Annotated in this window: 29 protein-coding genes; 19 read left to right on the forward strand and 10 right to left on the reverse strand. The window is 63.4% G+C overall.

The features are described from left to right. The 7 genes from BN948_RS27500 to BN948_RS17010 all read right to left on the reverse strand — a co-directional run. Positions 1–100, reverse strand: a 100-nt coding sequence (locus BN948_RS27500) for a DUF2761 domain-containing protein (protein WP_035622719.1), incomplete at its 3' end; no start/stop codon positions are given. A 1-nt stretch (position 101) separates the two neighbouring features. Beyond that, a complete protein-coding gene (gene kleE, locus BN948_RS16985; protein ID WP_035622721.1) occupies positions 102–428 on the reverse strand; it encodes a KleE stable inheritance protein in 327 nt (108 codons plus the stop codon). 208 nt (positions 429–636) lie between these two features. Further along, the gene (kleA, locus tag BN948_RS16990; protein ID WP_011255200.1) at positions 637–873 is read right to left on the reverse strand and encodes a stable inheritance protein KleA; all 237 of its coding nucleotides are present in this window, start codon (positions 871–873) and stop codon (positions 637–639) included. Between the two features lie 157 nt (positions 874–1,030). Continuing rightward, positions 1,031–1,288, reverse strand: a complete 258-nt coding sequence (gene korC, locus BN948_RS16995) for a transcriptional repressor KorC (RefSeq protein WP_035622726.1) — start codon at positions 1,286–1,288, stop codon at positions 1,031–1,033. A 16-nt stretch (positions 1,289–1,304) separates the two neighbouring features. Next, on the reverse strand, positions 1,305–2,492 hold the full coding sequence (locus BN948_RS17000) for a hypothetical protein (RefSeq protein ID WP_035622729.1): 1,188 nt from the start codon (positions 2,490–2,492) through the stop codon (positions 1,305–1,307). A gap of 10 nt (positions 2,493–2,502) precedes the next feature. Beyond that, positions 2,503–2,721 (reverse strand): hypothetical protein, encoded by a 219-nt coding sequence (locus tag BN948_RS17005; RefSeq protein ID WP_174545038.1) that lies wholly within the window; start codon positions 2,719–2,721, stop codon positions 2,503–2,505. Positions 2,722–2,765: 44 nt separating this feature from the next. After that, positions 2,766–3,197, reverse strand: coding sequence for an antirestriction protein (locus BN948_RS17010; protein WP_035622735.1), 432 nt, complete (start codon positions 3,195–3,197; stop codon positions 2,766–2,768). A gap of 172 nt (positions 3,198–3,369) precedes the next feature. Between BN948_RS17010 and BN948_RS17015 the strand changes: the two genes are divergently transcribed. Further along, positions 3,370–3,633: a type II toxin-antitoxin system RelB/DinJ family antitoxin gene (locus tag BN948_RS17015; protein WP_015913623.1), complete on the forward strand. Its 264-nt coding sequence runs from the start codon at positions 3,370–3,372 to the stop codon at positions 3,631–3,633. Beyond that, positions 3,620–3,901 (forward strand): type II toxin-antitoxin system YafQ family toxin, encoded by a 282-nt coding sequence (locus BN948_RS17020; RefSeq protein ID WP_015913622.1) that lies wholly within the window; start codon positions 3,620–3,622, stop codon positions 3,899–3,901. Before BN948_RS17015 ends, BN948_RS17020 begins: the two co-directional genes overlap by 14 nt. A 1,053-nt stretch (positions 3,902–4,954) precedes the next feature. Here the strand turns inward: BN948_RS17020 and BN948_RS17025 are convergent. Then, positions 4,955–5,389 carry a mercury resistance transcriptional regulator MerR gene (locus BN948_RS17025; RefSeq protein ID WP_000414383.1) on the reverse strand — a complete coding sequence of 145 codons (435 nt, stop codon included), beginning with the start codon at positions 5,387–5,389 and terminating at the stop codon, positions 4,955–4,957. Between the two features lie 71 nt (positions 5,390–5,460). Between BN948_RS17025 and BN948_RS17030 the strand changes: the two genes are divergently transcribed. From BN948_RS17030 to BN948_RS17065, 8 genes are all read left to right on the forward strand, one after another. After that, positions 5,461–5,811, forward strand: a complete 351-nt coding sequence (locus BN948_RS17030; RefSeq protein WP_001294666.1) for a mercuric transport protein MerT — start codon at positions 5,461–5,463, stop codon at positions 5,809–5,811. A gap of 15 nt (positions 5,812–5,826) precedes the next feature. Then, on the forward strand, positions 5,827–6,102 hold the full coding sequence (gene merP / locus BN948_RS17035) for a mercury resistance system periplasmic binding protein MerP (RefSeq protein WP_000732290.1): 276 nt from the start codon (positions 5,827–5,829) through the stop codon (positions 6,100–6,102). A 71-nt stretch (positions 6,103–6,173) separates the two neighbouring features. Continuing rightward, on the forward strand, positions 6,174–7,859 hold the full coding sequence (merA, locus tag BN948_RS17040) for a mercury(II) reductase (protein WP_003090700.1): 1,686 nt from the start codon (positions 6,174–6,176) through the stop codon (positions 7,857–7,859). Positions 7,860–7,876: 17 nt separating this feature from the next. Continuing rightward, positions 7,877–8,242: a mercury resistance co-regulator MerD gene (merD, locus tag BN948_RS17045; RefSeq protein ID WP_035622741.1), complete on the forward strand. Its 366-nt coding sequence runs from the start codon at positions 7,877–7,879 to the stop codon at positions 8,240–8,242. Continuing rightward, complete coding sequence (gene merE, locus BN948_RS17050; RefSeq protein ID WP_003090697.1) at positions 8,239–8,475, forward strand: broad-spectrum mercury transporter MerE; 237 nt, start codon at positions 8,239–8,241, stop codon at positions 8,473–8,475. The genes merD and merE overlap by 4 nt, the downstream gene beginning before the upstream one ends. Further along, positions 8,472–9,461, forward strand: a complete 990-nt coding sequence (locus BN948_RS27320; protein ID WP_035622743.1) for a DUF3330 domain-containing protein — start codon at positions 8,472–8,474, stop codon at positions 9,459–9,461. Before merE ends, BN948_RS27320 begins: the two co-directional genes overlap by 4 nt. A 129-nt stretch (positions 9,462–9,590) precedes the next feature. Further along, entirely contained in the window at positions 9,591–10,148 is a 558-nt protein-coding gene (locus BN948_RS17060) for a recombinase family protein (RefSeq protein WP_035622746.1), read from the forward strand. 2 nt (positions 10,149–10,150) lie between these two features. Then, positions 10,151–13,117, forward strand: a complete 2,967-nt coding sequence (locus tag BN948_RS17065; RefSeq protein ID WP_035622749.1) for a Tn3 family transposase — start codon at positions 10,151–10,153, stop codon at positions 13,115–13,117. Between the two features lie 425 nt (positions 13,118–13,542). Here BN948_RS17065 and trfA read toward each other — a convergent pair whose 3' ends face one another. After that, positions 13,543–14,766, reverse strand: coding sequence for a plasmid replication initiator TrfA (gene trfA / locus BN948_RS17070; RefSeq protein ID WP_031942977.1), 1,224 nt, complete (start codon positions 14,764–14,766; stop codon positions 13,543–13,545). Between the two features lie 46 nt (positions 14,767–14,812). Next, a complete protein-coding gene (locus tag BN948_RS17075; RefSeq protein ID WP_035622753.1) occupies positions 14,813–15,151 on the reverse strand; it encodes a single-stranded DNA-binding protein in 339 nt (112 codons plus the stop codon). Positions 15,152–15,259: 108 nt separating this feature from the next. Here BN948_RS17075 and BN948_RS17080 point away from each other — a divergent pair, with 108 nt between their 5' ends. From BN948_RS17080 to BN948_RS17120, 9 genes are all read left to right on the forward strand, one after another. Continuing rightward, positions 15,260–15,619: a transcriptional regulator gene (locus BN948_RS17080; protein ID WP_011013260.1), complete on the forward strand. Its 360-nt coding sequence runs from the start codon at positions 15,260–15,262 to the stop codon at positions 15,617–15,619. Between the two features lie 315 nt (positions 15,620–15,934). Further along, a complete protein-coding gene (gene trbB, locus BN948_RS17085) occupies positions 15,935–16,900 on the forward strand; it encodes a P-type conjugative transfer ATPase TrbB (protein ID WP_035622756.1) in 966 nt (321 codons plus the stop codon). A 21-nt stretch (positions 16,901–16,921) separates the two neighbouring features. Continuing rightward, positions 16,922–17,344 carry a conjugal transfer system pilin TrbC gene (gene trbC / locus BN948_RS17090; protein WP_035622759.1) on the forward strand — a complete coding sequence of 141 codons (423 nt, stop codon included), beginning with the start codon at positions 16,922–16,924 and terminating at the stop codon, positions 17,342–17,344. Positions 17,345–17,347: 3 nt separating this feature from the next. Beyond that, positions 17,348–17,659, forward strand: coding sequence for a conjugal transfer protein TrbD (locus BN948_RS17095; protein ID WP_035622761.1), 312 nt, complete (start codon positions 17,348–17,350; stop codon positions 17,657–17,659). After that, positions 17,656–20,214, forward strand: a complete 2,559-nt coding sequence (locus tag BN948_RS17100; protein WP_035622764.1) for a VirB4 family type IV secretion/conjugal transfer ATPase — start codon at positions 17,656–17,658, stop codon at positions 20,212–20,214. Before BN948_RS17095 ends, BN948_RS17100 begins: the two co-directional genes overlap by 4 nt. Next, the gene (locus BN948_RS17105) at positions 20,211–20,999 is read left to right on the forward strand and encodes a conjugal transfer protein TrbF (RefSeq protein WP_035622767.1); all 789 of its coding nucleotides are present in this window, start codon (positions 20,211–20,213) and stop codon (positions 20,997–20,999) included. The genes BN948_RS17100 and BN948_RS17105 overlap by 4 nt, the downstream gene beginning before the upstream one ends. 17 nt (positions 21,000–21,016) lie before the next feature. After that, a complete protein-coding gene (gene trbG, locus BN948_RS17110; RefSeq protein ID WP_035622770.1) occupies positions 21,017–21,910 on the forward strand; it encodes a P-type conjugative transfer protein TrbG in 894 nt (297 codons plus the stop codon). Between the two features lie 2 nt (positions 21,911–21,912). Beyond that, on the forward strand, positions 21,913–22,365 hold the full coding sequence (locus BN948_RS17115) for a conjugal transfer protein TrbH (protein ID WP_035622773.1): 453 nt from the start codon (positions 21,913–21,915) through the stop codon (positions 22,363–22,365). Positions 22,366–22,368: 3 nt separating this feature from the next. Further along, the gene (locus BN948_RS17120) at positions 22,369–23,745 is read left to right on the forward strand and encodes a TrbI/VirB10 family protein (protein ID WP_035622776.1); all 1,377 of its coding nucleotides are present in this window, start codon (positions 22,369–22,371) and stop codon (positions 23,743–23,745) included.

Below are 23,745 nucleotides of genomic sequence, written 5' to 3' on the forward strand. Positions count from 1 at the left end.
CGTTCAAGTCGCTGGCCGCGTACTCGCGCACCAGGACAGCCACGCGGCCCGTGGTCGGCTCCACGAAGCCCGGCGGGTAAGGGAGGGTCTGCTTTGCCATGTCAAAGCCCTTTCGGTTTGTAGATCGAAACGAAGTAGGTGATCGCGGTCAGCACCGCGAAGTACGCCAGGAACGTCCAGCCGGCATACACGCCGGGCGTGTTCCAGTGGTAGAGCATCCGCACGAACTGGAAGAAGGTGGCTATCGACAGCACCCACTTGAGGATCGGCCAGACCAGCACGGTCGCCACCCATACGAACTTGACCAGGCCGGCCAGCAGGCCAGCGCCGGGGGCCTTCGCGGGGGCAGCAGGCGCGGCGGCAGGCTGCACCGGCTCGGGCGCGGCGGCCTGCTCGATCTCCTTGGGAAACTTGATGATGTTGGACATAGCTTGACCCTCCACACGCTTACGTGTTGAATGCTGGGTGCTCCCACTCGGAAGCATGGTTACGGTGTTCCAGCACCAGGCCAAGCGCCCCGGATCACTCCGGGGCGTTCCTCCACCTGGGGCCGCCCTTGATCTTGCCTCGGTTCACGCAATACTCCTTCTTGGCGTCCACGATAGGCCCGGCCGTCGCCGACCGGGCCATGTGCTCTTACCAGCCAGCCCGGCGCTTGGCCTGCTCGACGGCTTCCATCGACCAATGACCCTTGGCCTGGCCCTCCAGGGAACACCCGGCGAAGTACGCCTTGCCGCGCAGTTCCTCGGCCTTGCGCACCAGCTCGGCGGCTTCGGCCATCATGGCCGCGATCTCGTCACGGCGGGCCGGGAAGTCGGTCGCTGCCGCACCTTCCAGCTCGTCAATCCAAGGCATGATCTTGTTGTCGCTCATCGGACTTTCTCCGGTAGTTGACCTGGGCGATATGCCCGGCCTTCAAGTGCTATATTAGGGCAAAATGTCCTAGTCTGTCAAGCACTTTAGCTAAACTTTTTTCGCTTTACCGGAATCCGAAGGCTAAACTTTAGCCGCTAAAACCTTTCCCTTGGCGTCAATCCTCTTTCCAGATCACGCCCAGCCCGGCCAGGTCGCACAAGATCGCCCATGCCGCATAGGGAATCGGGGTGTCCTCGCCGATCCAGCGGCGGATCGTGCGGTCGCCCTTCGCGCCCAGCCCCAGCGCCTTCGCGGCCTTGCTACCGCTGAACCCGGCCAGGCGCAGCACCTCGCGGACTTCCTCCCCGGTCGGCTGCGTCCATCGTTCGGCCGGCTTCAAGCACTCCAGCCGGATATTGGCGTCGTTCGTCATTCGTTCGTTCTCCTGGTCAAGTGATAAGCCGCAACTGGTCGAAGCCGTAGCACGACTGGATGCAGCTCGGGTCTGAATCGACCACGCGCCGGCCTGCGCGATTGGTCTTGTACGTTACCGGCCTGTCATCGTGCGCCCACACCTGGCGGGTGTCGGGATGCACCTTCACGATGATGATGCGCTTGCCGATGTAGTGGGCGAACACCGGATGATGGACGCTCACGATTTCGCACCGCTGGCCGGGCTTGAACTCCACCAGGTCGGCCGGGCCTCCATCGTCATTCCTGGCGATGCTGCAGGTCGCCGTGCTGCCTCCGGGTATCGTTGCTTCTGGCGATGCAGGCCCGCCCTGGGCCGGCTCGGCATCGTCGGCTTTGACGGTGCTGCAGGTCATCGTCGGTTCCGGCGATGCGGGATCTCGCTCCGGGCCTGCGCCCTTGATCTTTCCCTTGGCGTTCGACCTGGCGGCCCTGGCCGCCTTGACCTTAGCGGCCGCCTCGGCCGCCCAGCGCCTGGCAATGAAGGCTCGATGCGAGGGCAACACCACATCGACCAGGACGAACCCCGGCGGCACCGTGACGGTCGCCGGCTCGCGCCGCGCCGGCGGCTCCAGACCGGCCAGCCAGGCGGGCAGGGGATCATCGGCCAGACGGTCGCGGTAACTGGCCTCGACCATCACCGGGCGCTTCTTCTCGGCCCGCAGCGCGGCCAGGATGCCGCGCGCAACCTCGTCCACCGTCATGAGGCCCCGCGCCGTGTCGAAGTGCGAGCGGTAGCCCGTTTCGGAGATAAACGGGCTGTCCAGGTCGATGACGTGGAACTGGAAGTGGGCACCCAGCGGCCCGCCATAGCCGGCCTCGTACTCCACCAGGGCGCGCATGTCGCCAACTGTGACCAGGAACTGGCCGCGCTGGCCCCACAAGGGCACGTCGCCCGGCACCGCCGCGCAATGGCGCTCGATGACCTGGCCGGGCGCGTCGTGGTCGGCCATGCTGCCCACGTGCGTTCCGCCGTTCATTTTCCAGATGATGGCCTCGTACTTGTCGCTGGCCGCCTCGGCGGCAGCGCCGTCGCCGCGCATGATGGCCGCGTCGATCTCGACCACGGCGGCCGCCAGCAGCTCGTCGCGGTCGCCCGGCAGTTCGGCCGCCGGCGCGCTCCAGTCTTGGCCCGGCTGGGCCGGTGGCTTGCGTTTCTTCGCCATCGGCCGCCCCTCAAGTGTCAACGTGATGCCACGCGACCACATCGCGGGCTTCGTAGCCGTGGCGCTTGCAGTCGTCGCAGAATCCCGAGCTAAACCCTCGGTGGTTCGTGCCGATCCACGCGGCCGGCTTGCCGCATTCGTGGCCGTAGGTGCCCGCCTCGGCGTTGTGGCACTTGCCGTCCGTCGCGTAGCTTCCGGCCGGCTGCTGTAGGGTGGTGTTCGTGGTCATGGTTCGCTCCTGAAAGCCCCGACCGAAGCCGGGGCCGCCCCTCATCAGTCAATAGCGCGGTGGATTGCGCTGCTTTCGGGGTGAGTCGTGGCGAACTCGACCAGCTTGTAATACTGCTCGATCAGGTGGTCTTGGGCCTCGCCCTTGGCCTCGTGCGTGAGCTGGTTCAGCGCGAACAGGCTGGCAACGATGCCGGCGGCGTCAGCGGACAGGTTGCCCTCGTAGCCGTTACCATCGACCAGCACCGCCAGGCGCGCATCGCCCATGTCCGGGGCCATGTAGTGCCCGCCGTTGGTCAGCGTGTAGTAGTGCCAGAAGCCGCCGCTGTAGTCCTTGGACAGTCGGCGCATCCAGGAATACACCAGCGACTCGCCGCGCATGAAGTAGCGGCCGAACGTCGCCGGCAGGTAGTTCATGCGCTTGGCATCGGGGATCAGGGTAGCCGTGACGGCCTCGGGGACAGGTTGCATGCTCATCGGAAGTTCTCCGGTAGTTGACCTGGGCGAAATGCCCGGCCTTCAAGAGCTATATTAGGGCAAAATGTCCTAATCGTCAAGCACTTTAGCTAAACTTTTTAGCCGCTAAACCTTGTCCTTTCCCTTGGCGTGCATTACAATGTAATTCACGAACCCAACCGGAGAACCGATCATGGCTGCAAACCAGCTCGTACAAACGCGCATCGACGGCGCGATCAAGGAAGAAGCGGCGGCCGTCCTGGCCGCGATGGGCCTTACCGTGTCCGACGCGGTGCGGCTGCTGCTCACGAAGGTTGCCCAGGACAAGGCGCTGCCCTTCGAGCCGCTGATTCCGAACGCCACCACCATCGAGGCGATGAAGGAAGCCCGCAAGGGCAAGCTGCCGCGCTTCGCCACCGTGGACGCTCTGATGGCCGATCTGCATGCGGCAGATTGAGCGCACCGGCCAGTTCAAGCGCGACTACAAGCGCGAGGCGAAGGGGCAGCACCGGGCCACGCTCGATGCCGACCTGGTGCCTGTCCTGGTCGCGCTGGCCTCCGATCAACCGCTGGAACCTCGGCACCGCGACCACGCGCTGACCGGGGACTGGAAAGATCACCGGGATTGCCACGTCAAGCCCGACCTGGTGCTGATCTACCAGAAGCCCGACGCCGACACGCTGCGCCTGGTGCGCATCGGCTCTCACTCCGAACTCGGCTTGTGATCGGCGCGGGCCTGGCCCCGCGTCTCACGTTTCTTTGACACTTGAGGGGCGCTTTCCACGCCATCGCCCGAGCTGGCCGACCCCCTTCCTTGGCGTAAAACCTGCGGCGGTGGAGTTGCCGCGATGTTTGAGGATCGCGCAGACGGTCGAACCGCGGCGACCTGGTTGGGGAGTGTGAGGGGGTTTTGCCCCCTCGCAAGTTCTCGAACTTATTGCCTTTCGCCAGGCGCTTGCGCCTGGCTTTCTTAAGCCGCAGCGCCGAAGGCGCTCCATTTGTGGGGTGAGGCCGCTTGCGGCCGAGGGGCGCAGCCCCTGGGGGGATGGGAGGCCGCTTGCGGCCGGGTGGGATCGAGAAGGGGGGTTTCCCCCCTTCGGCGGCCGGTCATGCTGCGCGACAGCTTGGGCCGTATTGCCGTTTTTTTCGCCAGCTTCTAGGTTAAATACCAAGGTTTATAAGAAATGGTTATAAAAACGGTTAAAAACCTGGTTAGCATGGCCGAGAAACGCGCGTAAGTCGTTGTCACGCCAAGGAAAAATGCAAAGGGGCCGCCCCTCAAGTGTCAATGGATAAGCCCCCCATGTGTCAATACGCTGCCCCTCAAGTGTCAAGAACCGCGCCCCTCAAGTGTCAGTAGGGCCGCCCCTCAAGTGTCAATAGCGGGGCAGGGTTCCTAACAGGGTTATCCACAACTTCGGTGGATAAGTCCATGCCGATCAGGAACTTAGGCCACCTTTGCGGCCGCCTGGACGGCTCGACCAGGCCGAAATCGGCCGCTGCCCCCCAAATGTCAGCATCGCGCCGGCCTCGCTGCCCCTCAAGTGTCAACGCCAGGGCTGCGCCGGCCGGAATCGGCCGACTTGTCCCGAAACTGTCCACAACGGCCGCGCCGGTGGGGCAGGGCAGGGCAGGCCCCGGAAACGGGCCAGGAAGGCCCGTCAGGGCCGCAAAGCCCAGCGGCGAGGGCCACCGGCCCGGTGAGCGTCGGGAAGGCGCTGGAAGGGGTCGTCTCAGAAAACGGAAAATAAAGCACGCTAAGGCGTAACTACCCTCGGCTACACCGCGTCGGCACCACGCGGCTCTTTCTCCCCTTGCAGCGAAGCAATCAGCGGGCAAGAAACGTTCCCTTGCCGCGCATGGCAGGCGAACACAAGTTCGGATAGCACGGTTTCCATGCGCGCCAGGTCGGTCATTTTTTCGCGCACGTCCTGAAGCTTGTGCTCGGCCAGGCTGCTGGCTTCCTCGCAGTGGGTGCCGTCATCCAGCCTCAGCAGCTCTGCGATCTCGTCGAGGCTGAATCCGAGCCGCTGGGCTGATTTCACGAAGCGCACCCGCGTCACATCCGCCTCGCCATAGCGGCGGATGCTGCCATAGGGCTTGTCCGGCTCCGGCAACAAGCCCTTGCGCTGATAGAACCGGATTGTTTCCACGTTGACCCCGGCCGCCTTGGCGAAAACGCCAATAGTCAGATTCTCCAAATTTTTTTCCATATCGCTTGACTCCGTACATTGGTACGGAAGTAAGCTTAAGCTATCCAATCCAGATTTGAAAGGACAAGCGTATGTCTGAACCTCAAAACGGGCGCGGGGCGCTCTTCACTGGCGGGCTAGCCGCCATCCTCGCCTCGGCTTGCTGCCTGGGGCCGCTGGTTCTGATCGCCCTGGGGTTCAGCGGCGCTTGGATCGGCAACTTGACGGTGTTGGAACCTTATCGCCCGATCTTCATCGGCGCGGCGTTGGTGGCGCTGTTTTTCGCCTGGCGGCGCATCTACCGACCGGCGCAAGCCTGCAAACCAGGGGATGTGTGTGCGATTCCCCAAGTGCGCGCTACTTACAAGCTCATTTTCTGGGTCGTGGCCGCGCTGGTTCTGGTCGCGCTCGGATTTCCCTACGTCATGCCATTTTTCTATTAATCACAGGAGTTCATCATGAAAAAACTGTTTGCCTCTCTCGCCATCGCTGCCGTTGTTGCCCCCGTGTGGGCCGCCACCCAGACCGTCACGCTGTCCGTACCGGGCATGACCTGCTCCGCTTGTCCGATCACCGTTAAGAAGGCGATTTCCAAGGTCGAAGGCGTCAGCAAAGTTAACGTGACCTTCGAGACACGCGAAGCGGTTGTCACCTTCGATGATGCCAAGACCAGCGTGCAGAAGCTGACCAAGGCCACCGAAGACGCAGGCTATCCGTCCAGCGTCAAGAAGTGAGGCACTGAAAACGGCAGCGCAGCACATCTGACGCCCTTGTCTGCTACCACAAACGAAAAAGGATCTGTCGCATGACCCATCTAAAAATCACCGGCATGACCTGCGACTCGTGCGCGGCGCACGTCAAGGAAGCGCTGGAAAAAGTACCCGGCGTCCAATCTGCCATAGTGTCCTATGCCAAGGGCGCGGCCCAGCTCGCCCTTGATCCAGGCACAGCGCCGGACGCACTGACCGCCGCCGTGGCTGGCCTGGGCTACAAAGCGATGCTCGCCGATGCCCCGCCGACCGACAACCGCACTGGGCTGTTCGACAAGGTGCGCGGCTGGATGGGTGCCGCCGACAAGGGCAGCGGCGGCGAGCGCCCGTTGCAAGTCGCCGTGATCGGCAGCGGTGGAGCCGCGATGGCGGCAGCACTGAAGGCCGTCGAGCAAGGCGCGCAGGTCACGCTGATTGAGCGCGGCACCATCGGCGGCACCTGCGTCAACGTCGGTTGTGTGCCGTCCAAGATCATGATCCGCGCCGCCCACATCGCCCATCTGCGCCGGGAAAGCCCATTCGACGGCGGCATGCCACCCACACCGCCGACGATCTTGCGCGAGCGGCTGCTGGCCCAGCAGCAGGCCCGTGTCGAAGAACTCCGTCATGCCAAGTACGAAGGCATCCTGGACGGCAATTCAGCCATCACCGTTCTGCACGGTGAAGCGCGTTTCAAGGACGACCAGAGCCTTATCGTTAGTTTGAACGAGGGTGGTGAGCGCGTCGTGATGTTCGACCGCTGCCTGGTCGCCACGGGTGCCAGTCCGGCCATGCCGCCGATTCCGGGCCTGAAAGAGTCACCCTACTGGACTTCGACCGAGGCCTTGGTCAGCGACACCATTCCCGAACGCCTGGCCGTCATCGGCTCGTCGGTGGTGGCGCTGGAACTGGCGCAAGCCTTCGCCCGGCTGGGTAGCCAGGTCACGATCCTTGCGCGCAGCACGCTGTTCTTCCGCGAAGACCCTGCCATCGGCGAGGCCGTCACAGCCGCCTTCCGTGCCGAAGGAATCAAGGTACTGGAACATACGCAAGCCAGCCAAGTCGCCCATGTGGACGGCGAATTCGTGCTGACCACTGGACAGGGCGAAGTGCGCGCCGACAAGCTGCTGGTCGCCACCGGCCGGACACCGAACACGCGCAGCCTGGCATTGGAAGCGGCGGGGGTAGCCGTCAATGCGCAGGGGGCCATCGTCATCGACAAGGGCATGCGCACCAGTAGCCCGAACATCTACGCGGCCGGCGACTGCACCGACCAGCCGCAGTTCGTCTATGTGGCGGCAGCGGCCGGCACTCGTGCGGCCATTAACATGACCGGCGGCGACGCCGCCATCAATCTGACCGCGATGCCGGCCGTGGTGTTCACCGACCCGCAAGTGGCGACCGTGGGCTACAGCGAGGCGGAAGCGCACCACGATGGCATCGAAACCGACAGCCGCACGCTGACGCTCGACAACGTGCCGCGTGCGCTCGCCAACTTCGATACCCGCGGCTTCATCAAGCTGGTCATCGAGGAAGGCAGCGGACGGCTGATTGGCGTACAGGTGGTGGCCCCGGAAGCGGGCGAACTGATCCAGACGGCTGTTCTCGCCATTCGCAACCGCATGACGGTGCAGGAACTAGCCGACCAGTTGTTCCCCTACCTAACGATGGTCGAGGGCTTGAAGCTCGCGGCGCAGACCTTCAGCAAGGACGTGAAGCAACTGTCCTGCTGCGCCGGATAAGGAAAAGGAGGTGTTCGATGAACGCCTACACAGTGTCCCGACTGGCCCTTGAGGCCGGGGTGAGCGTGCATATCGTGCGCGACTACCTGCTGCGCGGATTGCTGCGGCCAGTCGCCTGCACCACGGGCGGCTACGGCTTGTTCGATGACGCCGCCTTGCAGCGGCTGTGCTTTGTGCGGACCGCTTTTGAGGCGGGCATCGGCCTGGACGCATTGGCGCGGTTGTGCCGGGCGCTGGATGCGGCGGACTGCGATGAAACAGCCGCACAGCTTGCCGTGCTGAGTCAGTTCGTCGAACGCCGACGCGAAGCGTTGGCCGATCTGGAAGTGCAGTTGGCCGCGATGCCGACCGCGCCGGCCCAGCAAGCGGAGAGTCTGCCATGAACAGCCCCGAGCGCTTGCCGACCGAGACACACAAGCCGTTCACCGGCTACCTGTGGGGTGCGCTGGCGGTGCTCACCTGTCCCTGTCATTTGCCGATTCTCGCCATTGTGCTGGCCGGCACGACGGCCGGCGCGTTCATCGGCGAGCACTGGGGTATTGCAGCCCTCACGCTGACCGGCTTGTTTGTCCTGTCTGTGACGCGGCTGCTGCGGGCCTTCAGAGGTCGATCATGAGCGCTTCCCAGCCAATTGAATGGACAGTGGCGCAACTGGCGCAGGCGGTCGAGCGCGGGCAGCTTGAGCTGCACTACCAGCCGATTGTCGATTTGCGCAGTGAGCAGATTGTCGGCGCGGAAGCCCTGTTGCGCTGGCGTCATCCGACGCTCGGACTGTTGCCGCCGGGCCAGTTCCTGCCCGTGATCGAATCGTCCGGCCTGATGCCGGAAATCGGCGCATGGGTGCTGGGCGCAGCCTGCCGTCAAATGCGCGACTGGCGGGTGCTGGCATGGCAACCGTTCCGGCTGGCCGTCAATGTTTCGGCGAGCCAAGTGGGGCCAGATTTCGACAAGTGGGTAAAGGGCGTGCTGGCCGATGCCGGGTTGCCCGCCGCGTATCTTGAAATTGAGCTGACCGAATCGGTTGCGTTCGGTGATCCGGCGATCTTCCCCGCCCTGGAAGCTTTGCGACAGATCGGTGCGCGCTTCGCCGCCGACGACTTCGGCACCGGCTATTCCTGCCTGCAACACCTGAAATGCTGCCCCATCAGCACGCTCAAGATCGACCAATCGTTTGTCGCCGGACTCGCCAACGACCACCGCGACCAGACCATCGTGCGCACCGTGATTCAGCTTGCGCATGGGCTTGGCATGGAAGTAGTGGCCGAAGGCGTGGAAACATCGGCGAGTCTTGATTTGTTGCGACAAGCGGACTGCGACACAGGACAAGGCTTCCTGTTCGCCAAGCCGATGCCGGCGGCGGCATTCGCCGTCTTCGTCAGTCAATGGAGGGGTGCCACCATGAATGCAAATGATCCGACTGCCACCAGTTGCTGCGTGTGCTGCAAGGAAATCCCGCTCGATGCCGCCTTCACCCCGGAAGGCGCGGAATACGTCGAGCACTTCTGCGGGCTGGAGTGCTATCAGCGCTTCCAGGCGCGCGCCAAGACCGGGAGCGAAACCGATGCCGATCCGAACGCCTGCGACTCATCACTGTCAGACTGAGGCATACCCTAATGCAACGTCAGGGGAGAGACTAGAATCACGTCAGGATAGAGTCCAATACTCTATTTATTGACATCATCAGTCAAGAGTCATAGATTTCAACTTGACACATCACCCCTTGGAGGCACTTTGTACGGTCAACGCATCGGCTACGTTCGCGTCAGCAGCTTCGATCAGAACCCGGAACGGCAATTGGAAGGGGTTCAGGTGGCGCGGGTGTTTACCGACAAAGCATCTGGCAAGGACACTCAGCGCCCCGAGCTGGAAAGGCTGCTCGCCTTCGTGCGCGAAGGCGACACCGTGGTGGTTCACAGCATGGATCGGCTGGCGCGCAATCTGGATGACTTGCGCCGCATCGTGCAGGGTCTGACCAAGCGCGGCGTGCGCATCGAATTCGTCAAAGAAAGTCTGGCCTTCACCGGCGAGGACTCGCCAATGGCGAATTTGATGTTGTCGGTCATGGGTGCGTTTGCCGAGTTCGAGCGGGCATTGATCCGCGAACGGCAGCGCGAAGGAATCTCGCTGGCCCGGCAACGGGGTGCCTACCGGGGCCGCAAGAAGTCGTTGAACGATGAACAGATTGCCGAACTGAAACGGCGCGTCGCGGCGGGTGAGCAAAAAGCCCTGATCGCCCGCGACTTCGGCATCAGTCGTGAAACGTTGTACCAGTACCTGCGCGAGTCCTGAGCATGCCGCGTCGTTCCATTCTGTCCGCCACCGAGCGCGAAAGCCTGCTGGCATTACCCGATGCCAAAGACGATCTGATCCGGTACTACACGTTCAGCGACAACGATCTGTCAGTCATCCGACAGCACCGTGGCCCGGCGAATCGGCTGGGCTTCGCCGTTCAGCTTTGCTACCTGCGATTCCCTGGCGTCATCCTGGGCGCTGATGAGTCGCCATTTCCGCCCCTGCTGCGCATCGTGGCGTCGCAGCTCAAAGTGCCGGTCGAAAGCTGGGACGACTACGGGCAGCGGGAGCAGACCCGGCGCGAGCACCTGGTAGAACTGCAAACGGTGTTCGGCTTCCAGCCGTTCACCATGAGCCACTATCGGCAGGCGGTGCATACGCTGACCGAGCTGGCCCTGCAAACCGACAAGGGCATCGTGCTGGCCAGCGCCTTGATTGAGCATTTACGGCGGCAGTTGATCATCCTGCCCGCGCTCAACGCCATCGAGCGCGCCAGCGCCGAGGCCATTACCCGCGCCAATCGGCACATCTACGAAACCTTGTCCGAACCGTTGTCGAACGGGCATCGCCATCGACTCGATGAACTGCTGAAACGCCGCGACAACGGCAAAACGACCTGGCTGGCTTGGCTGCGCCAGTCGCCCGCCAAACCGAATTCCCGGCACATGCTGGAACACATCGAGCGTCTGAAAGCCTGGCAGACGCTCAACCTGCCTACCGGCATCGAGCGGCAGGTTCATCAGAACCGGCTACTCAAAATAGCCCGCGAGGGCGGCCAGATGACGCCTGCCGACCTGGCCAAATTCGAGCCGCAACGACGCTACGCCACCCTCGTGGCTCTGGCCATCGAGGGCATGGCCACCGTCACCGACGAAATTATCGACCTGCACGACCGCATCCTGGGCAAGCTGTTCAATGCGGCTAAGAACAAGCATCAGCAGCTGTTCCAGGCATCCGGCAAAGCCATCAACGCCAAGGTGCGCTTGTACGGACGCATCGGCCAGGCGCTGATCGACGCCAAGCAATCGGGTGGCGACCCATTCGCTGCCATTGAGGCCGTCATGTCCTGGGATGCGTTCGCTGTAAGCGTCACCGAAGCGCAGACGCTCGCCCAGCCCGAGGACTTCGATTTCCTTCACCGCATTGGCGAGAGTTACGCTACCTTGCGCCGCTACGCGCCAGAATTCCTCGCTGTTCTTAAACTGCGAGCCGCGCCCGCTGCCAAGAACGTGCTCGACGCCATTGAGGTGCTGCGCGGCATGAACATCGACAATGCCCGTAAGGTGCCCGCTGATGCACCGACCGACTTCATCAAGAAACGCTGGGAAAAGCTGGTGATGACCGACGCCGGCATCGACCGACGCTACTACGAACTGTGTGCGCTGTCGGAGTTGAAAAACTTGCTGCGCTCGGGCGACATCTGGGTGCAAGGTTCACGGCAGTTCAAAGACTTCGAGGACTACCTGGTGCCTCCCGAAAAATTCGCCAGCCTCAAGCTGTCCAGCGAATTGCCGCTGGCCGTGGCCACCGATTGCGACCAGTACCTGAGCGAGCGCTTGGAACTGCTGGAAGCGCAACTTGCCACGGTCAACCGCATGGCGGCAGCCAACGACCTGCCGGACGCCATCATCACCGAATCGGGCTTGAAGATCACGCCGCTGGATGCTGCGGTGCCCGACACCGCGCAGGCATTGATCGATCAGACGGCGATGATTCTGCCGCACGTCAAGATCACCGAGCTGCTGCTCGAAGTCGATGAGTGGACGGGCTTCACCCGGCACTTTACGCACTTGAAATCAGGCGACCCGGCCAAGGACAAGAACCTGCTGTTGACCACCATACTGGCCGACGCGATCAACCTGGGCCTGACCAAGATGGCCGAGTCGTGCCCCGGCACGACCTACGCCAAGCTCGCTTGGCTGCAAGCCTGGCATACCCGCGACGAAACCTATTCGACAGCGTTGGCTGAATTGGTCAACGCCCAATTCCGGCATCCCTTCGCCGGGCACTGGGGCGACGGCACCACGTCATCGTCGGACGGCCAGAACTTCCGAACCGGCAGCAAGGCGGAGAGCACTGGGCACATCAACCCGAAGTACGGCAGCAGCCCAGGACGGACTTTTTACACTCACATCTCCGACCAGTACGCGCCATTCCATACCAAGGTGGTCAATGTCGGCGTGCGCGACTCGACCTACGTGCTTGACGGTCTGCTGTACCACGAGTCCGACTTGCGCATCGAGGAGCACTACACGGACACGGCGGGCTTCACCGATCACGTCTTCGCCTTGATGCACCTGCTAGGCTTCCGCTTTGCGCCGCGCATCCGCGACCTGGGCGACACCAAACTCTATATTCCAAAGGGCGAAACCGTCTATGACGCTCTGAAGCCGATGATCGGCGGCACACTCAACATCAAGCACGTCCGTGCCCACTGGGATGAAATCCTGCGGCTGGCTACCTCGATCAAGCAGGGCACGGTGACGGCCTCGCTGATGCTGCGCAAGCTCGGCAGCTACCCACGCCAGAACGGCTTGGCTGTCGCCCTGCGCGAGCTGGGGCGCATCGAGCGCACGCTGTTCATCCTCGACTGGCTGCAAAGCGTAGAGTTGCGCCGCCGCGTGCATGCCGGGTTGAACAAGGGCGAAGCGCGCAACGCGCTGGCCCGCGCAGTGTTCTTCAACCGGCTGGGCGAAATCCGCGACCGCAGCTTTGAGCAGCAGCGCTACCGGGCCAGTGGCCTCAACCTGGTGACGGCGGCCGTTGTGCTGTGGAACACGGTCTACTTGGAGCGGGCGACACATGCGCTGCGCGGCAATGATCATGCCGTCGATGACGCGCAGTTGCAGTACCTGTCGCCGCTCGGCTGGGAGCACATCAATCTGACTGGCGATTACCTCTGGCGCAGCAGCGCCAAGGTCGGCGCGGGGAAGTTCAGGCCATTACGACCGCTGCAACCGGCTTAACGTGCTTTATTTTCCGTTTTCTGAGGCGCCCCCTGGAAGCCCGCCAGGGGCGAGACGGGCGGCTCTGCCGCCTGGCTCGATGCGCAGCACGACATAGCCGGTTCTCACGGCCGCAGGCCGGGAGAATCCCCCGCAGCTCGGCCCCTCAAGTGTCAAAGGGTGGATCTCATCGTCAGAAGCGGCGATGCGAGATCCAGCGCCGGCGTCGGCCGTCATCGTCGGAACTGGCGATGGGGCCCTCGGTGCATCGTCAAAGGCAGCGATGGTCGACCGTGGCCAGGACGTGGCCAGCCTCGCCGGAAATGACGATGCTGCAGCTCGACGTGCGCGCGACCAGGTGGCCGGTACTCCCTCGCCAGAAGTGGCGATGCTCGAGAAAAAAAGCCGCCTCGATCTCGGGCGGCTCTCCAGGGACAGGGCGGCGCTCATCGCTTGCAATGCACCAGGTCATCATTGACCCATGCGCTTTCCACCAGGCCGTTTTCGCGCAGCTCGTCGCACGCTTCGCCAACCTGCTCGCGCCACTTCTTCGCGCGGGTGGAATCCGAGCCGCACATGAGCCGGAACGTCTCCAGCTTGAGCGGGTACGGCTCCTTGTGGGTGGCAAAGTAGTCGAACATCCGCCGGGCGGTGGGTGACAGCTTGCGGTACTTCTCCCACACGAATTTCGTGTAGTGGTCGCCGGCGAACAGCACCACCATTTCGGTGTCGATCTCGACCTGGCAGCGCGACGTGCGCTTGCCGCGATCCAGGATGCGGAAGCGCCGGATCAGCGACACGGATTCCAGGCGGCCCAGCCGCTGGGACGAGAACTGCATCGCGGATGCTTGCAGCCGCGAAAGGCAGTCCTCGGCCTGCTTGTAGTAGCGGCCATTGATCGACCAGCCCAAGTCCTGGCAAATCTCGTAGAAGGTGAACGTGACCGGCTCGCCCAGCGGCGTGCGCTTCGCGTATTCGAGCACCTGGGCAAACACCAGCTCGTCGCTGTCGGCCCGCAGCTCGACGCCGGTAAAGGTGATCTCCACGTCCTTGCTGATGTGGTAGATCGCCTCGCGCTGCAAGGCGGCGCGGGGCACCTTCTTGTTCCTGGTCGTGAAGATCGCCGACCGGCCGAAGTCGTTGGGCATCGCGCGCATGTGGTCGGGCCACGGCGCGAGGTCGAACAAGGAAAGCTGCATGTCCTTGATCTGCTGCTTCGTGTGCTTGAGCAAGGCGGCCTGCTTGGCCTGGCTGACCTGCTCGGCCAGCTCGCCGCCGGCGCTGGCTGGCTTCTCGGTCGTTTTCTTGGTCGCCATCTGTTGCGTTCTCCGTTCGGCGGTCACGCCGCTGACTTTCTCGGCCAAGGTGTTGACCACGGTTCGCGGCTCGGGCGGAAGGCCCATAGTCCGCGCCAGCTCGGCCGACTCGGCCGCCATCCGCTCGGAGCGCGCCACGGCCGCGCTGGGCGGCGGTGGCGGCGGCTCCGGTGCTGCCGGCCCGTCCGGCAGCTCGAAGAGGGAACCGGCGGGGCGGAAGGCCCCGCCGGCGGTGCCGGCCTGCGCGTTGCGCTCGGCCGCGTAACGGCGGGCAAGCGCCGTCGCGTCGGCCTCACTCAACCCGCCGTCGATGAGCTTGCGGCGATAGCCCTGCTCGTCGAAACTGTCCGGCATATCTTCGTCCTCCTAGGATAACGCCCGGCCTGGCCGGGCGCGTTTTTCATTTGCTGCCGGGTTCCTTGGTGTCCAGGTACTCGATCACGTCGGCGATGAAGTCGTGGCCGTACTCGGTCTGGCCGTCCTTCTCGAATTTGGTCGGCTCGATGCGGCCCTGGACGAACACCTTGGAGCCTTTGCCAAGGTACTTGCCCGCGTTCTCGGCCAAGCCAGCAAACGACTTGATGCGGAAGAAGTCGGTCTGCTCTTTTTTCTCGCCAGCGCGGTCGCGCCACACACGGTTTACAGCCAGGTCGAAAACGGCGCGGGCGCTGTTTTCGCTATGGCGAACATCGGTATCACGGGTAAGATTGCCGATAAACTGGAATTGGTTGTGGCTCATGCCTAGCTCTCCTGGCTGTGATGGAGCTTAGAGTTTAGCTAAACCTAATTCCAAGGTCAAGAACTTTAGCGGCTAAAATTCGAGCCGCCCACGCGCAAGGCGACGCCTTTGTATAACTACATCTTCTTCACGAATGTGCTCCGGCTGCTCGATGAGCGCCACATGACAAAAAAGGAGCTATCGGACAGGTCGGGGGTTTCGATCTCCTTCCTGTCCGATCTCACTACGGGTAAGGCAAATCCGTCTCTCAAGGTTATGCAGGACATTGCCAAGGCCCTTGATGCGCCGTTGCCCCTTCTGCTTGAATCAACCGACTTGGACAAGGACACGCTCGATGCCCTGGCCGGCGGCAAGGCTCCGCAGAGCCTCCCGGCCGGTTTCGAGCGAGTGGCGGCGGTGCTACCGTCGCACCAGGCATTCATCGTCAAGAAATGGGGCGAAGCCGCCCGCAAGAAGCTCCGGGGGTAGGGCGCCAAGAGAAGAGACAGGGAAGGGACGCGGCAAGGAACTGCGCCAGCAGAAGCCAGCACTTTTTAGCCGCTAAAAGCCCGCCGGGGTGGCTCAACCCCCGGAACACCCACAACGCAAGCCATAGGTTCGGTGCGAGGCGCACGGAGCATGCGCCGCGTTGTTTCTATTGCGATCAGCTCGGGACACGATTGAAAACACTCAATCCGTCATTCCGTTTGCTTGCTCGCTAAAAGACTTCGGTATATCGTATGAACCTGTGTAGAATGCGAGCGATCAGGGCCGCACGCAAATCACATACATGGGATACACGGAATGACCGAACAGAAGCTGGAACACAACACGATCAAGGAACGGGCGAAGAAGAAGCTCGAACGTGACATGGGGCCGGAGCTGCTGGCAGCTCTGAACGATCCCAAGACCGTTGAAATCATGCTCAACGCCGATGGGAAGGTCTGGCAGGAGAAGCTGGGCGAGCCGATGAAGTGCATCGGCACCCTTCGCTTCGCGCAGGCGCAAGCCATGATCGAAACCATTGCCGGCTACCACGGCAAGGAAGTCACGCGGCAGCGGCCGATCCTGGAAGGGGAGTTTCCGCTAGACGGAAGCCGCTTCGCCGGCCAGCTCCCCCCGGTAGTGCCTGCCCCGACCTTTGCGATCCGCAAGAAGGCCGTCGCCATCTTCACCCTGGAGCAGTACGTCGAGCGCGGAATCATGACCGCGCACCAGCGCGATTCCTTGATTGCCGCCGTGCGCGCCCACCGGAACATCCTGGTGATCGGCGGCACCGGCTCGGGCAAGACCACGTTGGTGAACGCGATCATCAACGAGATGGTTCTTCAAGACCCGACCGAACGGGTTTTCATCATCGAGGACACCGGCGAAATCCAGTGCGCCGCCGAGAACTACGTCCAGTACCACACCAGCATCGACGTGACCATGACGGCGCTGCTCAAGACCACGCTGCGCATGCGCCCCGACCGAATCCTGGTCGGCGAAGTGCGCGGCCCCGAAGCCCTTGATCTGTTGATGGCCTGGAACACCGGGCACGAAGGAGGAGCCGCAACCCTGCACGCAAACAACGCCAAAGCGGGCCTTGATCGGCTCGCCATGCTCATCAGCATGCACCCCGATTCACCCAAACCCATTGAACCGCTGATCGGCGAGGCGGTTCACGTGGTCGTTCACATCGCCCGCACCCCTGACGGCTCGCGGCGCATCCAGGAAATCCTTGAGGTTTCCGGCTACGCCAACGGCCAATACGCAACCAAAACCCTGTAACCCTGTAAGGAGCTTAGACCCATGCAATCGACCCTTCCCGCGTTCCGCTTCGACAGCCGCGCCGTGTTCTACCTGGGCATGTTTGCCCTCTTGGCGTTCTTCCTGCTGGCACCCCAGCACGCTTTTGCCTCCGAAGGCACCGGCGGTTCCCTGCCGTATGAAGGCTGGTTGACCAACCTGCGCAACAGCGTCACCGGCCCGGTGGCCTTCGCGCTCTCGATCATCGGCATCGTGGTCGCCGGCGGCATCTTGATCTTCGGCGGCGAACTCAACGGCTTCTTCCGCACGTTGATCTTCATCGTCCTGGTCATGGCCCTGCTGGTCGGCGCGCAGAACATGATGAGCACCTTCTTCGGCCGTGGCGCGGAAATCGCCGCCCTGACCGATGGCGTGCTGCACCAAGTCAACGGCCTGGCCGCCACCTACGCGGCGCGGATCGCATAAGTCATGGCACTGCGCGCGATCCCCATCCGTAGGGCTGGCAACCGAGAAAACCTGTTCATGGGTGGCGACCGCGAGCTGGTGATGTTCTCGGGCCTGCTGGCCGGTGCGCTGATTTTCAGCGCCCAAGAACTGAGGGCAACGGTGTTCGGCATCGCCTTGTGGTTCGGCGCGTTGTTCGTGCTGCGCCTCATGGCGAAGTCTGACCCGAAGCTGCGACACGTGTACCTGCGGCACCGCCGGTACAAGCCGTATTACCCGGCTCGCAGCACGCCCTTCCGTGAAAACACGCCGAGTCAAGGGAAGCAATACAAATGATCGAAGCAATCGCAATTGGCATTGCTGTACTCGGTGCGGTTCTGTTGCTCATCCTCTTTGCCCGTATCCGTCAGGTCGATGCCGAGCTGAAGCTCAAGAAGCATCGGTCGAAGGACGCGGGCCTGGCCGACTTGCTCAACTATGCCGCCGTGGTCGATGACGGCGTGATCGTGGGCAAGAACGGCTCCTTCATGGCCTCATGGCTGTACAAGGGGGATGACAACGCCAGCAGCACCGAAGAACAGCGGGAAATGGTGTCCTTCCGCATCAACCAGGCCCTGGCGGGCCTGGGCAGCGGCTGGATGGTTCATGTCGATGCCGTGCGCCGGCCGGCACCCAACTACTCCGAGCGCGGCGTCTCCACCTTCACCGATCCAGTGTCGGCCGCCATAGACGAGGAACGCCGGCGGCTCTTCCAGGGCCTGGGCACGATGTACGAAGGGCACTTCGTGTTCACCGTGACCTGGTTTCCGCCGGTGCTGGCCCAGCGCAAGTTCGTTGAGCTGATGTTTGACGACGATGCGGTGACGCCCGACCACACGGCCCGCACCGTGGGCCTCATCGACCAGTTCAAGCGCGAAATCCGTAGCCTGGAATCGCGCCTGTCCTCGGCCGTCAAGCTCACGCGCCTGTGCGGCCACAAGATCGCCACGGAAGAGGGCAGGGAAGTCACGCATGACGACTTCCTGAGCTGGTTGCAGTTCTGCGTGACGGGCAACTTTCACCCGGTGCAGCTCCCCAGCAATCCGATGTACTTGGACGCCGTGATCGGCGGGCAAGAGCTGTGGGGCGGCGTCGTGCCCAAGATCGGCCGCAAGTTCATCCAGGTGGTGTCCCTCGAAGGCTTCCCCTTGGAGTCAACGCCTGGCCTGCTGTCGGCCCTGGCCGAGCTGCCGAGTGAATATCGCTGGTCGAGCCGCTTCATCTTCATGGATCAGCACGAGTCCTTGAAGCACCTGGACAAGTTTCGCAAGAAGTGGAAGCAGAAGATTCGCGGCTTCTTCGACCAGGTTTTCAACACCAATACCGGCAGCGTCAACCAGGACGCGGCAACGATGGTGGCCGATGCCGAGGCGGCTATCGCCGAGGTCAACAGCGGCTTGGTGGCCGCCGGCTACTTCACCAGCGTTGTCGTGCTGATGGATGAAGATCGGGAGCGCCTGGCGGCCGCCGCGCTGTCGGTCGAAAAGGCCATCAACCGGCTGGCCTTCGCTGCGCGCATCGAGACGATCAACACGATGGACGCCTACCTGGGCAGCTTGCCCGGTCACGGCGTCGAGAACGTGCGCCGCCCGCTCATCAACACGATGAATCTGGCCGACCTGCTGCCGACAAGCTCCATCTGGACGGGCAGCGCCACCGCGCCGTGCCCGATGTACCCGCCTCTGGCCCCGGCGCTCATGCACTGCGTCACTGTGGGCGCTACGCCCTTCCGGCTGAACCTGCACGTGCGCGACCTGGGCCACACCTTCATGTTCGGCCCGACCGGCGCGGGCAAGTCCACGCACCTGGGCATCATCGCGGCGCAGCTCCGGCGCTACGCCGGCATGTCGATCTACGCCTTCGACAAGGGCATGTCGATGTACCCGCTCGCGGCCGCAATCAATGCCGGCTCGAAGGGCAAGACCGGCCTGCACTTCACGGTGGCCGCCGACGATGACCGCCTGGCCTTCTGCCCGCTCCAGTTCCTCGATACGAAGGCGGATCGGGCCTGGGCGATGGAGTGGATCGACACGATCCTTGCGCTCAACGGTGTGGACACCACGCCAGGGCAGCGCAACGAGATCGGCCACGCGATCATGAGCATGCACGCCAGCGGCGCGCGCACGCTCTCCGAGTTCTCGGTGACGATCCAGGACGAAGCGATCCGCGAGGCCATCAAGCAATACACGGTGGACGGCTCGATGGGCCACCTGCTCGATGCCGAAGAGGATGGCCTGTCGCTCTCCGACTTCACGGTGTTCGAGATCGAAGAGCTGATGAACCTCGGCGAGAAGTTCGCGCTGCCGGTGCTGCTGTACCTGTTCCGCCGCATCGAGCGCGGCCTTAAAGGCCAGCCTGCCGTCATCATCCTGGACGAAGCCTGGTTGATGCTGGGCCACCCGGCGTTCCGGGCCAAGATCAGGGAATGGCTCAAGGTGCTGCGCAAGGCGAATTGCCTGGTGCTGATGGCAACGCAGAGCCTTTCCGACGCGGCCAACTCGGGCATCTTGGATGTGATCGTGGAATCGACCGCGACCAAGATTTTCCTGCCGAACGTCTATGCCCGCGACGAGGACACGGCGGCGCTCTATCGCCGCATGGGCCTCAACAAGCGGCAAATCGAAATCCTGGCGACGGCGGTTCCCAAGCGTCAGTACTACTACGTCTCGGAGAACGGCCGCCGGCTCTATGACCTCGCCCTGGGGCCGCTTGCCCTGGCCTTCGTCGGCGCGTCCGACAAGGAATCGGTCGCCGCCATCAAGAGCCTGCAAGCCAAGTTCGGCCATGCGTGGATCGATCACTGGCTGGCCGGCCGCAATCTGAATCTCAATGACTACCTGGAGGCCGCATGAGCTTTGCCGACACCCTCAAGGGCTTGATCTTCAAGAAGCCCGCCACGGCCGCAGGACGCGACAAGCGCGACCCTCGGCACACGGATGAAACGCTGGAAGGCGGCCGCCGCGAGGGCGAAGCCGAGAACCCTTATCTGGCCGCTCGTCGCACCTGGAACGATCACGTGGGCGGCGTCGTGTCGTCTCGCCAGACCTGGCAAGTGATCGGCATCTTGTCGCTGTTGATCGCGCTCGCCGGCGTCGGCGGCGTGATCCACATCGGCAGCCAGTCGAAGTTCATCCCCTACGTGGTGGAAGTGGACAAGCTCGGCCAGACCGTGGCGGCCGGCCCGGTGCAAGCGGCCTCGAAGGCCGATGCGCGGGTCATCCATGCGACGGTCGCCGAGTTCATCACCGATGCCCGCACGGTCACGCCGGACGTGGCCTTGCAGCGCCGCTCTGTGTTCCGCGTGTACGCCAAGCTGTCGCCCAACGATCCGGCCACGCCAAAGATGAATGAGTGGTTGAACGGCACCCCGGATTCCAGCCCGTTCCGTCGCGCCGAAAAGGAAATGGTGAACGTCGAGATCAAGACGGCCATCCCGCAGACGCCGGACACCTGGCAAGTCGAGTGGGAAGAAACCGCCCGCGACCGCCAAGGCACACCGAAGGGCAAGCCCGCGATCTGGCGTGCGCTGGTCACTGTGTACGTCGCCGAAGTCACGCCGCAAACCACGGATGAGCAACTTCGGAACAACCCCCTAAGCGTGTACGTGCGGGACTACTCCTGGTCGCGCGTTCAATGAACCCAAGGACATTCACCATGAAGAAAATCTTTTCCGTTGTCGCCTTGGGCGCTGCGCTGCTGTCGCCCACCCTGGCCCTGGCCGCCGATGACCTGGCCGACAAGTATTTCACCGGCAAGAACCCGACGCTGACGCCTCAAGAGCGCGCGGCCATCGACATTGCGAAGCGATGGAACGCGGGCGCTGCCACCGGCATGAGGCCCGTCGCCGGCTCGAATGGCGCGATCAAGTTCCTGTTCGGCGCGCAGCAGCCCAGCATCGTGTGCGCAGTGCTCCAGGTGTGCGACGTGGCCTTGCAGCCCGGCGAGCAAGTCAACTCGATCAACCTGGGCGACACGGCCCGGTGGACGGTCGAGCCGGCCATCACCGGCAGCGGCCCCAACGAAGTGCAGCACCTGGTCATCAAGCCGATGGACGTTGGCCTGGAAACCAGCCTCATCGTGACGACGAACCGCCGTGCCTATCACCTTCGCCTGCGCTCGCATCGCACCGAGTACATGCCGCAAGTCTCGTTCACCTACCCCGAGGACGCGCTTGCGAAGTGGGACGCGATCCAGCGCCGCGAAACGCAGGAGCGCACCGACCGCACGATCCCGCAGACCGGCGAGTACCTGGGCGATCTCAACTTCGACTATGACCTGTCCGGCTCAACGAGCTGGAAGCCGGTGCGCGTGTTCAACGATGGCCGCAAGACCATCATCGAAATGCCGGGGACGATGGAGCAAACCGAAGCGCCGACGCTCCTGGTCGTGCGCCGCGAGGGTGGTCTGTTCCGCGACGAGGAAACCGTGATGGTGAACTACCGCGTGCAGGGCAATCGCTACATCGTGGACACGGTGTTTGACCGCGCGATCCTGATTGCCGGTGTTGGTGGAAGCCAAGACCGCGTGACCATCACCCGGAGGAAATGACTATGCGCAAGATCATCATCGCCGCGCTGTTCGTCCTCGCCCTGGGCGGCTGCGCCACTACCGGCCAATACGGCAACTTCGTCCCGCCGACTGCTGCGGTCGATCAGCAGCAGCTCGCCCGCGAAGCGGTGCAGCAGCTCGCCGTGCTGTACCCGCCGGCCAAGACCCGCCTGGAGCTTCAACAGGCCACGCCTGATGCCTTCGGCCAGGCCCTGGTGCTGACGCTGCGCGAGCGCGGCTATGCCCTCCTGGAGTTCAACCCGGCCAGCGCGAAGGTGCAGGCCACGGCGGGCAGCGAGCCGGCGGGCCTGCCGTTGCGCTACGTGCTCGACCAGGCCGGCGACTCCAACCTGTACCGCCTGACTCTGTTGGTCGGCAATCAATCCATCACCCGCCCGTACCTGGTGCAAGACGGCAGCTTTGCGCCGGCTGGGTATTGGGTGCGCAAGGAGTGACCTATGAGTGACCAAGCCGATCAAATGGCACCTGACGCCTCGCCGGGCGCGGTGTCGAAGAAGTCCGGCGTGCGGCGTGTCAACAACGTGCCGATGTACATCCTCGCGGGCGCGCTGGGTGCCTTCCTGTTGGTGATGATGCTGGTCGCGGCGGATCGTGCTGCGAAGCAGAACGCCCCGGCGCAAGGTGCGGCCGAGAAGGCGGGCAACACGTCGATGTTCGCCAAGGAAATCGTCGGCGACAGGCAGGGCGGCACCGTAGAGCCGGCCTCGATGCTCAAGCCGCCGGAGCTGCCAACCGGGCAAGAGCCTGCGCCGGTGCTTGTCGCGCGCCCCGATCTGGACGCGCCGCCACCGCCGCCCGGCGGCAACCTGGGCCAGCCGGTGCATGACGATGAAGCCGACCGCATCCGCATGGCGAAGCTGCAAATGTTCCAGGAAGCGGTCAAGGCCAAGACCGGCGTTCGTGTGGACGCGCCGCGTAGCAGCGGCTCCACGGGCACGCAGCCGGGCACGCCGCAGACCCGCGACGAAATGCTGTCTCGCCTGGCCGCTGTGCGGTCGCAGATAAGCGCGCAGCAGGCCACCGACCCGACCGCCGCCTATCAGGCACGGCTCGCGCAGCTTCGCGCCTCGGGCGTCGGCGGCCAGCAGGCCGGCGGCGGCATGGGTGGTGGTGCGCCGCAGCTCCTGCAAACGGCCAACAGCCAGGGTAAGAACTACGGGCAGTTCGCAGCGAGCGGCGAGGGCGACCGTTGGCGGCTGGACTCCCAGCCCGAAGCGCCTCGTTCGCCCTTCGAGCTGCGCGCCGGCTTCGTGGTGCCGGCCACGCTCATTTCGGGGATCAACTCCGACTTGCCGGGCCAGATCATGGCCCAGGTCGCGCAGAACGTGTACGACACGCCGACCGGCAAGCATCTGCTCATCCCGCAAGGCTCGCGCCTGGTCGGGTCGTATTCGAGCGATGTTGCCTACGGCCAGCAGCGCGTGCTTGTGGCCTGGCAGCGCATCGTGTTCCCGGACGGGAAGGCGATGGACATTGGCACGATGCCAGGCGCGGACGGTGCCGGATACGCGGGCTTCAATGACCAGGTGAATAACCACTACCTGCGCGTGTTTGGCTCGGCCTTCCTCATGTCCGGCGTCGTCGCCGCCGTGAGCATGAGCCAGGACAACAGCAATTCAACCGGCAATCAGCAGCGCGCCAGCGATGCTTTGAGCGAAGCACTTGGGCAAGTGCTGGGCAACACCATCGCTCAAATTATTTCCAAGAACCTGAGCATTGCTCCGACCTTGGAAATCCGCCCCGGCTATCGGTTCAACGTCATCGTGACCAAGGACATGACGTTCTCGAAGCCGTATCAATCCTTTGACTATTAA

This window comes from Hydrogenophaga intermedia (assembly GCF_000723405.1).
Classification (GTDB): Bacteria; Pseudomonadota; Gammaproteobacteria; order Burkholderiales; family Burkholderiaceae_C; genus Hydrogenophaga; species Hydrogenophaga intermedia.